This window comes from Paenibacillus sp. ov031 (genome assembly GCF_900143165.1).
GTDB lineage: Bacteria > Bacillota > Bacilli > Paenibacillales > Paenibacillaceae > Paenibacillus > Paenibacillus marchantiae.
This window is the reverse complement of record NZ_FRDO01000002.1, coordinates 410,814-424,413: the sequence shown is the minus strand read 5'-3', so window position 1 is coordinate 424,413 and position 13,600 is coordinate 410,814. Positions and strand designations below refer to the sequence as shown.

The 13,600-nt window shown below is 53.3% G+C and carries 9 protein-coding genes; 5 read left to right on the top strand and 4 right to left on the bottom strand.

Annotation, left to right across the window (positions count from 1 at the left end; all coding sequences use genetic code 11):
- Nucleotides 1-63 precede the first annotated feature (63 nt).
- Genes BUA17_RS12050 through BUA17_RS12040 form a run of 3 tightly spaced genes read left to right on the top strand, consistent with a single transcriptional unit; the run spans nucleotide 64 to nucleotide 6,358 of the window.
- On the top strand, nucleotides 64-2,436 hold the full coding sequence (locus tag BUA17_RS12050) for a glycosyltransferase family 2 protein (RefSeq protein WP_072733752.1): 2,373 nt from the start codon (nucleotides 64-66) through the stop codon (nucleotides 2,434-2,436).
- Nucleotides 2,393-4,297 carry a tetratricopeptide repeat-containing glycosyltransferase family 2 protein gene (locus tag BUA17_RS12045; protein WP_072733751.1) on the top strand — a complete coding sequence of 635 codons (1,905 nt, stop codon included), beginning with the start codon at nucleotides 2,393-2,395 and terminating at the stop codon, nucleotides 4,295-4,297. The genes BUA17_RS12050 and BUA17_RS12045 overlap by 44 nt, the downstream gene beginning before the upstream one ends.
- Nucleotides 4,298-4,342: 45 nt before the next feature.
- Complete coding sequence (locus BUA17_RS12040; protein ID WP_083584679.1) at nucleotides 4,343-6,358, top strand: glycosyltransferase; 2,016 nt, start codon at nucleotides 4,343-4,345, stop codon at nucleotides 6,356-6,358.
- An 84-nt stretch (nucleotides 6,359-6,442) separates the two neighbouring features.
- Here the strand turns inward: BUA17_RS12040 and BUA17_RS12035 are convergent, their stop codons facing one another.
- From BUA17_RS12035 to BUA17_RS12020, 4 genes are read right to left on the bottom strand one after another with little or no spacing between them, the layout of a single operon-like run.
- The gene (locus BUA17_RS12035) at nucleotides 6,443-7,114 is read right to left on the bottom strand and encodes a class I SAM-dependent methyltransferase (RefSeq protein ID WP_072733749.1); all 672 of its coding nucleotides are present in this window, start codon (nucleotides 7,112-7,114) and stop codon (nucleotides 6,443-6,445) included.
- A complete protein-coding gene (locus BUA17_RS12030; protein ID WP_072733748.1) occupies nucleotides 7,111-8,544 on the bottom strand; it encodes a glycosyltransferase family 4 protein in 1,434 nt (477 codons plus the stop codon). Before BUA17_RS12030 ends, BUA17_RS12035 begins: the two co-directional genes overlap by 4 nt.
- A 1-nt stretch (nucleotide 8,545) precedes the next feature.
- Nucleotides 8,546-9,460, bottom strand: coding sequence for a glycosyltransferase (locus tag BUA17_RS12025; RefSeq protein WP_244552128.1), 915 nt, complete (start codon nucleotides 9,458-9,460; stop codon nucleotides 8,546-8,548).
- Nucleotides 9,457-10,755 carry a hypothetical protein gene (locus tag BUA17_RS12020; protein WP_072733747.1) on the bottom strand — a complete coding sequence of 433 codons (1,299 nt, stop codon included), beginning with the start codon at nucleotides 10,753-10,755 and terminating at the stop codon, nucleotides 9,457-9,459. The genes BUA17_RS12025 and BUA17_RS12020 overlap by 4 nt, the downstream gene beginning before the upstream one ends.
- A gap of 429 nt (nucleotides 10,756-11,184) precedes the next feature.
- Between BUA17_RS12020 and BUA17_RS12015 the strand changes: the two genes are divergently transcribed.
- The gene (locus BUA17_RS12015) at nucleotides 11,185-12,600 is read left to right on the top strand and encodes a cytochrome ubiquinol oxidase subunit I (protein WP_072733746.1); all 1,416 of its coding nucleotides are present in this window, start codon (nucleotides 11,185-11,187) and stop codon (nucleotides 12,598-12,600) included.
- The gene (cydB, locus tag BUA17_RS12010; RefSeq protein ID WP_072733951.1) at nucleotides 12,584-13,600 is read left to right on the top strand and encodes a cytochrome d ubiquinol oxidase subunit II; all 1,017 of its coding nucleotides are present in this window, start codon (nucleotides 12,584-12,586) and stop codon (nucleotides 13,598-13,600) included. Before BUA17_RS12015 ends, cydB begins: the two co-directional genes overlap by 17 nt.

Here is a 13,600-nt window from a genome sequence, read left to right as displayed (position 1 = left end):
TAGGTACATGGAGTCCCTTTGGTGGGCTTCATGTACTTTTTTTTGCATTGGAGGTGGCTGCATATGCAGAACAGGTTACTCGGAATTCATATGATTGTGCAAAATGAAGAACATCATCTGGCCCGCTGTCTCGACAGCTTCAAGCCGATGGGCAGCGAATGCTTCATTACAGATACCGGGTCAACAGATCGTACACCGGAGATCGCCAGACATTATGGAGCAACGGTGCTTCACGCCCGTTGGGAAGATGATTTTGCACATGCCAGAAATATAAGTTTGCCTCTCGCGAGCACGGAATGGATTCTGTGTCTGGACGCGGATGAGTATGTCATACAGGGATTGGAAGAGCTTTTGGATTATCTACCGAAGGTCCATAAGAGCGTTTCGAGACTGCGGATTACGATAGAGAACCGAATTGGCGAGGGAACGGGAGAGAGTGTCATCTTCCAACCTGTGCGTCTTTTTCGCGCCCACCAAGGATATCGGTATGCGGGGCGTATCCATGAGCAATTGGTTCGTGGAGGAGCAAAGGATGATGGAAAACAAGAAGAAGGCGCTCTGGAAATAAACGACTCCTCTACCCGTGAGGAAGACGGGATCGCTGAGCATGAACCCTTGGCTCCACTGTGTTTGGTTCATGATGGTTATTTGCCGTCCACGATTGCTCTAGGACATAAACCCTTGCGTAATCTAAAGCTTTTGCAGCTGGAATTAGCTGATCGTCCGGGGCAACCTTTTCACCTCTATAATGTGGGGGTAACATACTGTCAGCTAGGGAATATCGAACAGGCAGCAGAAGCCTTTACTGAATCCTTTCTTCATACACCCCTGCAAGCTCCGTATCGCTCCACTCTGGTTCGGGACTATGCCAAGGTTCTTCTGGCAATGGGGCGCTATGACGAGGCTCATGGGTTATTGGCGGTAGAAAGACAGCGTTATGCAGGGTATGCCGACCTGCATCTGATATATGGAGAGATTTTGGAGCAACAGGGTCTGGAGGAGAGGGCCTACAAGTCTTATGCAAGAGCAACAGATTGCCGGGAGGGCTTCAATGGAGCTGATCTCAAGGACAATAACAAGGCAGAGATTCGAGGCGTACATCAGCAGGCAATTGAACAAACAGATAAACCAGGAAGCGATGAATTATGTGAGGGCAAGTCCTCTGAAGATGTTCACAGAGAGCCAGCTCGAATGGAAAGATATTACGTAACGGATATAGGTTGCGATAGCTACAAGGCCTATACAGCCATGGGAAGGCTTGCACAGAAAAGAGGCTTTCTGCAGGAGTCTGCTCATCTGTACAGCCTGGCTCTGGGGAGCGAGATCACGTATGCTCCTGCATGGACAGGGTTAGCCGATGTATTGCAGCAATCCGGAGAGACGGATGAAAGCATAACAGAGACATTACTCGCACGCTGGAAAGAGATTTCAAAGAAAGAGCGCTCAAAGGAAGAGGATTCAGATCCGAGCGTAATAACATACGAGGATGATCTGGCGCATGTGGTTTATGCACTTGCTTCCAGTGGAGCGTATGGGCAGGCATTGAACTTGCTACATGGAGATGCCCGAAATACGCGTATAAAAAATGAAGAGTACCTGTATTGGATGTTATGTGACAACAGGGTATCAGATGCGTTGCAGTACGTGCAGAATCAGTGGAGTGAGGAACTGAGTGAGGCTAGGAACCTCCATCCTGAGCAACGATCGGACTTGGCAGTGACCTTTTGGACAAATGAATTATCTGTACCGGAATCATTGGTGGCAGCAGCAGAACCACAGGAAAGGGAAGGCTGGAGGCTGCTGAATGACCTGCTGGATACGGGAAAACGGGTGCATGTCGTGGATGACAGAGATGGGAAAACAGCTCATCAGACGCTTCAGGTTGCAACGGAGCTGAGTAAGAACATATTGACTCGGGCAGTGCAGATGGGGCAACTGGCGTTTGTCAGGAAGCTGTACGAGAAGATGGCTTCGACTAATCCTGAACACGACGAAAATGATGTTCATAGCCAATGGCTGGCCGCTGTTCTTTACCGCCAGGGATACACCATGGCGGCCGCAGATCTGCTCATTCAATGTATGTCACAAGGCGATTTGGATGCGGAAAGCCTCTTTTACCTTGGGGAAGCCGTGTATGCTAAAGGGCATTACAATCAGGCATTGATTCTTTTCCAGCAGGTATTGGAGAAGGATTCAGAACAGCGACAGGCGAGAGCTGGAGCTGCTGTCTGTTATATGAGGTTGGCGCTAGAGGTTATCAGACAGGAACGAACTCGCTCACCCGCTGACAAGGTACTTTTGGCACAACAGACTGTTTTGGAGCAGCAACTACGCACCGCAGAGGGTATCCCTTGGCGCACGGTGTTCCGTGCGAAGGAGAGGAGGAACCAGCTTGCCGACCAAGCACATTTCATTATGCATGATCGTGAAGGATGAAGAAGAACTGTTGCCTCATTGTCTTGAAAGTGTCCGCGGGGCGGTGGACGAGATCATTGTTGTGGATACCGGTTCGTCGGACCGAAGTGCTGCCATTGCCAGGGAATATGGGGCAGTAGTTGTGCCGTTTGTGTGGAGCGACGATTTTGCCGCGGCACGAAATGCTGGGCTGGAGCGGGCTTCGGGCGAATGGATTCTTTTTCTCGATGCGGACGAGGCGTTGGATGAGAATGCACGGGAGCAGATCAGAAGCTGGACGGCAGCCAGCGGATGTGACGGATTGTTTTTAAATATCCATAACTATACGGGTTCAGGTCAGCAGGGGGTGACGGTAAATCCGGTATTGCGCCTCTTCAGGAACGAGCCGGAGCATCGGTTTGAGGGTCGGATTCATGAGCAGATTGCGGTGGCAATCTGTCGGAAGAATCCACAGGCTGCTTTTCACGTGACAGACATGATCATTCACCATTACGGGTATCAGACAGCCATTGTGGAGCGCAAGGATAAGGTGAACCGGAATTTGCGTTTGCTTCAACAGGCGGTGGAGGAAGAGCCGGAGCAGCCATTTCATCACTATAACCTGGGTGTCGAGTATCTGCGGATGGGGGAAACGGAACAGGCACTGAAGACGTTTGGCGTAGCAAAAGCGGGAATTGATCCAACCCTGACAAGTTATGCGCATCTGTTGTTCAAATATGAGATTCGCTGTTTCCAGCATTTGAGTCGCTGGCAGGAAGCATTGGATCATATCCATGCTGCTCTTGAACTCTTCCCAGAATACACGGACCTGCTGCATCATCGCGGAGTATGTGAGGAGGCGCTGGGGGAGACCGAAAAGGCAGAACTATCGCTGCGTGAAGCAGTTCGTATGGGACCGCCGCCACCCATATTTCATACAGAAGAAGGAATTGGAACCTATCAGACCTGGTATACCTTGGGTAGGCTGCTGGAGGGGCGGGCGGATCTTGAAGGTGCTGTGGATGCTTATGTGGAAGCAGTCCGTGCGAAATCGAGCCTGCTGCCGCCGTTGTACCGGATTTTTCGGATCATGCGGGTTTCGGGTCAAGAGCAACACTTGGTGGAGCTGATTAAGGAGCGATTTGCAATTACTTCAGAAGAGGCGATCCAGAAAGTATTGGGCATTCTGGAGCAGTGTCGTTGTTATGATACAGCTGTGAAGTTGTTGCCAGACATATCTTCAGACCTTTCCGGGGAGATGCGGGAGAGGTTATCCATGGCTGAGGCTTTGCTTCAGATTCAACAGGGGAAATGGAACAAGGCACGCCTTAAGCTGGACACGGTACGGCGAAAAAAAGGAGAGCTTTCTGTATCAGCTACCCATTGGATAGAGCGACTAAACTGGATTGAAGGTAGACCAATAGAGGGGAAAGATCAACTGACTGCGTGGCTGTATCGTCATTCGCAACCGGGTACGGAGTCGGAGCGATATCAACAGACAGAACGAATCGGGAGTTCACAAGCCGATGCCCAAAATGACGACACAAACGTGGCTGCTGGAACAGCATATAATGGCTGGCAGGCAATTGGATTAATGATGGAGGGATGCGTGTCATCCGGTAAATGGGATGTCCTGCATGCGCTGGTTCAGCTTGGTCAGGGGCAGTTGGCAGAAGGAGTATATCCATTGGTGGAAGGCGCCCGGCAGGAAGCGGGAGAACCCTTTGTTGGAGCCTCCGATTCACGTGTGGGAACCAGCTGGTTGGTGAAAGGGCTTGTCAGTGCTGCCGATCATCACTTCGAGGCATATGCTCAAGGGACAGAAGGACAGCGAGACCGTTGTTGGCCTGTGGTTCAACAGATTAGGCTGGATTTACCGGGGCCGGATGGTTTTGAGTTTTGAAGATTGAATGAAAGAGAGCAGAACCCCGTATAGGAAGGAGGGAGGATGAACATGCAGACAGGAATCAGCCTGTGCATGATTGTGAAGGATGAGGCCCGGTCGCTTCAGCGATGCTTGGATGCTATTCAGGATGTTGTGGATGAGATCATCATTGTGGATACGGGATCAACGGATGAGACGATCGATATTGCCCGTCGTTATGGGGCGGTTGTCATCAGTGCGGCATGGACCGGAGATTTTAGTGCTGCCCGCAACCTGTCTCTTGCTGCGGCCACTCATCCTTGGATTCTGGTACTGGATGCGGATGAAGTCTGGATGCAGACCGAGCACAATCTGACGAAGATGAAGCGGCTGCTGACCTCAAGTCAGGACGACGTATGGGGCTACTGGATACAGGTCACGAGTTTGCTCGGAATGTCTGGAGAAGAGCGTGTGACGGATGCGGTGTGTCGTTTATTTCGGAATGATCCCCGGATTGCTTTTCAAGGCATGATTCATGAAGAAGTGGCATCTTCGATTCTATCCTTCGCTCCGTGGGGTGTGGTCGATTCCGAGCTTGAGATTATTCATTATGGCTACCTGGAGCACGTTATTGTTGGCAAAAATAAACCCGAGCGCAATATGCGGCTGATTCGCTCCGCTCTCCATAAGTCGCCGGATCAACCGGAACTGTTATATGCCATGGCTGCCGAGTGGTTTCAGCAAGCGAGATACGATGAAGCGCTCAAGTTGTTACAATCTTTGCTGGCAAAGCTTACGCCGGAATGTGGCTATCATTCGGATCTGGTACTCAAAACGGCTTATGCCTGGCGGGAACGTAGCCGCCCAGAGAGAGCACTCGCTATCGTTGAGGAATGGAGGCCGCTATATGCTGACTTCCCTGACTTGCTGGAGCTTGGTGCTGTGTTGGAGCTCGATCAAGGACGGGATGCTGCGGCGCTCGACTGGCTCAAGCAGGCCAAAGCAGCAGCTTCCACAGCCAGTCGATATACGTCCGTTTCCGGTGCCGGAACGTATCGCAGCCTGACTCTGGAAGGCATGGCCCATGAACGGCTGGGCTGCTGGCAGGAGGCAGCTAAGGCTTATACATCTGCGCTCGCCGTACAGCCCGGCAGCTTGCCAGCATTGCAGCGGCTGTTGCTGCTGGCCGCAGCTAGCGGGCGGCCGAACGCCATCGCAAGCGCAGCCCAGCGGATCAGTCTGCCGCCTGCGGCCTGGCAGGCGCTGATCCCGGCCGCGCTGGATGCGCATCGGCCCGAATGGCTGCTGCGCCACGCGGCATCGCTGTCCGCCGCGCTGCGGGCGCAGCCCCTCGCCGCCGGGCTGGTGCTGGCCCAGCTCGGCGAGGACGCCGCTGCCCGTGCGGCTTTGCAGCCCTGGGCGACGCATGCGCAGCACGGGCCGGAGGCGGCGCTGGTGCTGTGGGCGCTCGGCCACAAGCAGCCCGGCGAGCCCTTCGCCAGTGCTGCTGCGGGCTCAGCGCGAGGCGCAGCCGCGTCGCCGCCAGCGCGGCGTAAGGCCCGCCAGCAGGCAGCCACGCCCGATGCAGCCCGCGCAGCCGATGCGCTGCTGCGGGGCGCTCCGGCCAGCTGCGCCGCGCCAGCGCCGCAGGCCGTGCACGCCGCGGCGCTGGCGCTCGCACGCGTAGGCGCCTGGGCCGCATGGCTGCGCCTGCTGCAGGCCCTGGCGCCCGGCCAGGCGCCGGAACTGCTCGCGGCGCTTCCGCCTGCGGCCCGCTGCGGGCTGCTGCGCGCGCCCGCAAGTGTGCGTGAAGGGCTGCTTGCGCTGTTCGGCACGCCGCATGGCGCGCAGCAGTCCTTCACGCACGAAGTGCCCGCCATGGTACTGGCGGGCACGCTCGCTTTGCTCGCCGGGCGGCAGCGCACTGCGCGTGATTGGGCCGAATGGGCCCAAGTCACTGCACGGCAACCTGCCGCTTCCGGCAGCCCGACGACGACAATCCCGCCGGGCCTGCACACCCTGCTGCGCCTGACATCACCCGGCGCAGCATCCACCGAAGCATACGCTAACCAGTGCAGCATGCTGCTGGTTCATCTCTAACGGCTTCGGTATTCAAAAAATTTAAGGATGTAGAGTTAATCTTAATCTATGCCCCTGATCCGTGATCCCGTTTATCCATCCCAATTACTCTTTACGAATAACAGCACGAAAACAACGGATTGCCGGGCCGTACATGTCAGACCAGATGGCATCCTCTGGTTCTTTCACGCTCAGCTTGCCTTCGATCGTCAGTCCGGTAACAGCCATAATCGTCTCCAGCAGGTCTGGACGCATCTCGGGCACATCAAACGTGGCTATCAACCGTCCGTCCGGCTTCAGCACCCTGGCGAATTCGCGAAAGGCGCGCAGCATCGTGCCTGTATCCAGATGCTCCAACACAGAGATGCAGAATACGCTGTCAAACATCTCCGATTCATACGGAAGCTGAGCCAGATTGGCCTGCGCAAGATTTAGTCGGTCCAGGCTCGATTCCGGCAGGTCACGTGCGGCCTGTTCACCAAAATCAGAAGCGATATCCAGCCGGATCGCTTCTCTGGACAAAATACGCTCATCCCAATCACAGGCATGAACTTCCCGGCAGTGCTCTGCCAGCCAGAATTTGAACGGATGGGATATACCACAGGCAGCGTCGAGTACGACGTCTTCCTGCCGCGCAAACAAGCGTGCCCATTCGTACTCGTACGGACGGCTCCACCACGCAGGATGCAGTGGAAAAACCAATGTATCCGTTTTGGGGTCACCCTCCCGAATGTATCTTGATTCCGTGAAATCCGTTGCATTTGGCGTATCCATCATCCCCGAATTCCCTCCTTTAATCCTGCTTCTGCCAAAAAAGATTCCAATACCGTACTCCACCTGCGCCGCCAGTGGGATATGTCGTAGGACAGCGCCGTCTCGCGGGCATAGATACCCAGCCGCTCCCGCTCAGCCCGATCCTGAACGAGGCGTACCAGCGCAGCGGTCAGCGCTTCTTCACCTGGAGGTACCAGCAGTCCGTTGAAGCCATCCTGAATCAGATCATTCAGACCGCCAACATTGGAAGCAACAACCGGAAGCCCACAGCTCATCGCCTCCAGACAAGCGTAGGATGTTCCTTCCGAGAAGACGGTCGGAATCACGGCGATATCTGCCTGATGGTAGGCCTCGCGAATATCCCGAAAATCATACGTGCGCTGTATAATTCGATCCGCATGAGGGTGCGTGCGATGCCAATACCGGAAGGATCGGCCCACCGTGCTGCCTTCAACCAGCTCTCCGGCAAATTCGACCTCTAGATCAGGAAAGGCACCGAGCAGTCGGTCAGCTGCCAGCATCATCGGAATAATGCCCCGTTCCATGCTGATGCGGCGTGGATATAAAATGCGTAGTGGACGGGAAGGGCTCACATGGATTGCAGTCGTTGTTTCATCCTCCTGCTCCTTCAAATGATTACCCGTTAGCACATTTGGCTGGTGACCAGCCATGCCCTGTCTGATATTTGGCGAGTCCAGTTCTTCAGCGATTACTGTCACCTCGGATCTGTCCGCCCGCACCATGCCGTTTCCATCGCTTCTTTCCTCCACGGATGACGGAGCATTCAACCCCGAGATGGCAGCTTCACTATGATCTTCATGACTTGCAAGATCCTTCTTCCACGCTGCCAACCATTCTTCTTCCTGTTCATGCTCGAATGTACGCCTTGGCGGAGCAGGCGTGAAGTAGGAGGTATCCACTGCATTGGGAATGAGCACAACCTGACCGGCATCGGCAAACGTACAAGCAGCACGGCAAAAGGTCTGAAAATGTGAATCGACCGACACGATGCGTACAAGTCCATCCAGTGCCAGCTGAATATGCTCAGCGACTTGCTGCTTGGTTTCGAGCGGCAGCGCGGGACGATCCCAGTTAATACCGTGGCAGATGCCGAGACTGCCCGGCTTGTAGGCAATGGGCTGCCACAGGCAGCTTGCATAGATCACAGGTCCTCGTGCTGCGGCAGCCATTCGGGCAAAAGCTTCGGGCACATCATTCATATCGTAGGCATATCCGTATACATCAATCTGTTCCGTACGGGTCTGAAAAGCTTCAAAATAGGACAGTTGATGAACCTCGGGGATGTGTCCCAATCCGCGGATTACACTGCATAAATCCAGGACGTAACGCTCCAGACCGCCCCCGAACACCCGGCTGAATTCCCGGTTATATCCATCGGTGAAGCTGTGTGTCAATATGCTGACCACGCCCATTTCACTGCTCCTCCTTCCACGGAATCAGTCGGGGCTCCGGATCAAGAATCGATTCATAGTGCTCCAGGCTGCCCCACTCGCCGTGTGGATCAATTCGTTTATAACGCAAATATTTCCGAACCCGATCCTCCAGACTTCCGGCCCAGCCCAGATGCTGGACTTTCAATTCTGTGCTGATTCCAGGCAATACAGTGCAGGGCAAGGGAAGACGAGGCACATGATGATTTTGCTGCGGATAAAAGTAAGGATAACCTGGCATATAACGGACCAGGGAAGCGGTATGACGTCGGTGAAGCCCCCAAAGGTCATCTTCCCGATAGTGGGTTCGTCCGCCCCACATATCGTAGAAGCGGAAAGCGATCCAGTCCGCGTGGTCCTGGTTAATCAGAGCGCGTATCGCTTTCTTCGCTTCCGTGCTGTATAGCTCATCGGCATCAACCGAGAGCAGCCAATCCGGGGAGGTACCTGCCGCTGCTTGCCATAGAGCGTTGCGTAATCGCCATTCCTCCGCAAATAATGGCTTTTCCAGCACTTCCAGACGAACGACCTTTGGATAGGCTCTGCATATATCGGGTGTTCCATCAGTGCTGGCATCGTCCACAATGACGATCTCATCTACGAATTCACTCAGATCGTCCAGCACTTCCTCCAGATATCGCCCGCGCTCGTTACGTACCTGAAGCATGGCGGTCAGTTTATTGCCCTGACTTTTACGAACCCGACGAACGGAAAACGGCTCTCTGAATAGGCCTGTGTCCTGGCGTTTTACAGCATCCTGCTGATCCCCTTGCCCCTCTGGGTCAGCATGCAGCGATTCCAGCGTTTCCGTTGGAGTATGAGTTGTTTCGGATCGTATATCCTTATGCACCATCGGTCCATTCACATGTTGTCTGCGCTTCTTCGGGTCCAGCATCATGGCACCTCCCCCAGCAATTGCTGGACGGCTTGATCCAACAGCTCCATCTCGACGATTCGTGCAAGAGCATCTTCATCCTCCAGTGCCGTCTCCAGAAATTGTCTCACCGCCCCGTGACGTTCTCCGCGCAGAGCCAGAGCTAGACCCGATAGCTGCCGATAATCCTGTCGGCTGGGGCTATCCTGAATATCCACTGCATGCACCAAATCTAATGCATCTTCCACACGTCCAGTCTCCTGATAGATACGAAATTTCCAATGCCGCGCCGTTTCGCCTCCGAGTTCATCCAAAATGTGCAATGCATTTCCATAGTCATCATTCAGACGCAGCAGTTCTGCCCGGACAAGCTGTTCCTCCCCGGCCTCAAGCCAGCGACAGAGTTGTTCATAATGGTGCCGTTCCTGCTCGTTACCTGCGCTGATTCCATACACCTGCAACGCATTCTCGATTTCCCCGGCCCTTGCATGAATGGCGGAGAGGAATCGATAGTGGGAGCTTACACAATCATTGCGCCCGTTTAATACCGCGTGAGAGAAGGCTTCCTTGAGTGAAGTGGCCGCTCTGGAATCCTCTAGCACATATTCATAGGCTGCCAGCAAAAAGGAAATCGTCTCATGCGCTCCTGCTTTGGAACGAAGCTGACGATAGAAGTCGGCCCGCACACTGCATTGCAGCTGGGTGACCGTATCCTGAACACCCGAGAGCGTCTGTCGCAGCGCATGCAGGAATAGCAGTTCATAGTCCCGGAGAGGGACCTCGAGGTCATCCTTTTGCATGACACCAGCAGGAGAGGTATCCTCTCCATTCAGCCAGATGGCGCGTACGCCCTGGAATACCAGCTTCATATAGCGTGTTTCTGAAGTCGTGCCCACCAGATCGGCGATACCGACCAGTCTTGAAATGCAGCTCTCCCATAAGGGAGACTCCGCTTCTTCACCAACTGGCTCGGGAAGAAGTACAATACAGAGCCCCGGATGGAGCGAGGCTGTGGCGGTCAGCCAGTAGGGATGCGCAACCACAGCAACCGTACGGGGCTCCTGCAGCAATTGTTCTGCTTCGGGAAGCGTGATGACGGTGATATTCGCAGGCATTTCCTCGGAGCGCTCCAGGCTACTGACATAGTAGACAAGCCCTTCCGCAACCATCAGAGCAGCGATGTCTGGATAGGGAAAAGCAGACCATCCTCCCTTCCGGGGGAAAAGGACATAACGAAAGGCAGGCAGGGCCGTACTTAACTCTTCTGCATCTACCCCTTGATGAGGCTCCGGGTCTGGGATCGGAGACAGCTCTTCCATCGATGAATCACCTCACTTGATTTGCATTTTTGTCCGTTCATGGATTGAAGCAGCACCATCTGATAAACATCGGATTGGCGCTGCTTTGAATGATATCAATGAATCCAATAATTCAATATGTAATGCCTTTTTTGCCCGGCGTATTTTATGCCTGAGACTAACATATGGGCGTTCCGTCCTAAACATGAGCATCTTCCGTGAATAGACGAAGCTGGCAAGCTCTAACATTAGGCTTGTTTTTTTCTATTGTGTGACCATCGTCACTTTTTTTTGCTGTCATGGCAGGGTTTGTGATAATTGTCACATGTATAAAATAGTCTATCTGGCACAATACGTTCATCAATACGTGTTTGGCTGACAGAAACTGAAGAAGGGGCTTCAATGCCAAATACGAAAACTGCGATATGAACAGAAAGAAGGGGTAACGGTATGGATCCGATCATGTTATCGCGTATCCAATATGCGCTCACAACGATTTTCCATTTCTTTTTTGTACCGCTGTCCATTGGTCTTGTACTGCTGGTAGCAATTATGGAGACGTTGTACGTAGTAAAGGGTAAGGAAGTTTACAAAACGATGGCCAAATTTTGGGGCAAACTGTTCCTGATTAACTTTGCCGTCGGTGTGGTCACAGGTATCTTTCAGGAATTCCAGTTCGGCATGAACTGGTCCGAGTATTCCCGGTTTGTCGGGGATGTGTTCGGTGCGCCACTGGCGATTGAAGCCTTGCTGGCGTTTTTTATGGAGTCTACCTTTATTGGGCTTTGGATTTTCGGATGGGATCGCTTGTCCAAGAAAGTGCATCTGGCCTGCATTTGGCTGGTATTCATCGGTACATTCTTGTCCGCGCTGTGGATTCTGGCAGCCAACTCATTCATGCAGCATCCGGTTGGCTTCGAGATTAACAACGGCCGCGCCGAGATGAATGATTTCTTTGCACTGATTACGAATGGTCAGCTACTAGTGGAGTTCCCACATACGATCTTTGGCGCATTAATGACAGGTGCTTTTGTGGTAACTGGGATTAGTGCTTACAAGTTGATGAAGAAGCAGGATGTGGAGATCTTCCGCAAATCGTTCAACATTGCCATCATAATTGGTCTGGTTTCCTCGCTGGGGGTTGCCTTCTCGGGTCACTTCCAGGCGCAATATCTGGTGGAGACGCAGCCTATGAAAATGGCGGCCAGTGAAGGAACATGGACGACGACGGAAGATCCGGCACCATGGACGGTGGTAGCCTTTGTTGATCCGGACAAACAGGAAAATTCCGGCGAGATCAAAATCCCTGGATTGCTCAGTTATCTGTCCTATAGCAAGTTCTCTGGCAGTGTCAAAGGCATGAAGGAGCTGCAAGCGGAGTATGAGCAAACGTATGGACCAGGGGACTATATTCCACCGGTACGGACGACGTTCTGGAGCTTCCGCATCATGATTGCTGCGGGCGGATTGATGATTTTGCTAGCGATCTACGGTACATTCCTGGCGATGCGCCGCAAATTAGAGGGAGCAGGCAAATGGTTTATGCGCTTGATGGTGTTTGCCATCTCTCTGCCGTTTATCGCCAATACATCGGGATGGATTATGACTGAGGTAGGAAGGCAGCCGTGGACGGTATTCGGTTATATGACGACGGAAGCCGGGGTATCCCCGAACGTAAGCGCAGGTCAGATTTTGTTTTCCACCATCGCATTTACAGTCACTTATGCAATCCTGGGAGCGGTGATGGTCTATCTGTTCGTTCGTGAAATCAAGGCAGGGCCATATGCAGTCGAAAAGCCGGAGGAGCATGATGAATCGGCCGATCCGTTCGGCGTGGATGGGGGTTATTCTGTTGTCACTAAGTGAATTGTGGTTTTTGCTGATTGCCGTCTTGTTTGTTGGTTTTTTCTTTCTGGAAGGTTTTGATTTTGGTGTGGGCATGTCCACTGCAATGATTGGCAAAACGGATCGTGAACGTCGTACTCTAATCAACTCGATCGGTCCGTTTTGGGATGGCAATGAGGTCTGGCTGATTACGGCAGGGGGTGCAATGTTTGCAGCCTTCCCGCATTGGTACGCCACGCTGTTTAGCGGGTTTTATCTGCCACTGGTCGTGGTGCTGCTGGCTTTGATCGGCCGCGGAGTTGCCTTTGAATTCCGCAGCAAGATGAGACATGAACGCTGGCGCAAAACATGGGACATCATTATCGTAGTCTCCAGTGCGCTACTGCCATTCCTGTTCGGGGTTGTTTTCGCTACCTTGATGAAAGGACTGCCTATTGATGCGCAGATGCAGCTCCGTCCCGGCTTCCTGGACATCGTCAATCCGTATACGGTTGTAGGTGGGTTGAGCGTTACGTTGTTGTGTCTGGTGCACGGTTTGCTGTTTGCTTCATTGCGGACCGTCGGAGATCTTAGAGAACGTGCCCTGAATATGGCCAAAAAACTGATGTTGCCGCTGGCCGCGATCCTCGTGATCTACGCTGTGATGACATACTTCATGACCGATGTGTTTGCCGTACGCGGCTGGGCTCTCTGGATTATGGTTGTCCTTGGCGCTGCTTCATTGGGTTTGGCCGCTTACTTCGTGCGACAGAAACGTGAAGCCTGGGCTTTCGGCATGACTGGAGCCGTGATTGCAATCGCGTTTGCCTCCGTATTTATCGGTCTGTTCCCAAGGGTCATGGTGAGTTCAATGGGTTCGGCGTTTGACCTGACGGTCTACAATGCTTCATCCGGTGCATATTCGCTAAAAGTGATGACGATTGTGGCTTGTACGCTGCTTCCGTTTGTACTCGGTTATCAGATCTGGAGTTATTATATTTTCCGCAAACGTCTGAACGACCAGCATCACCTGGAGTACTGA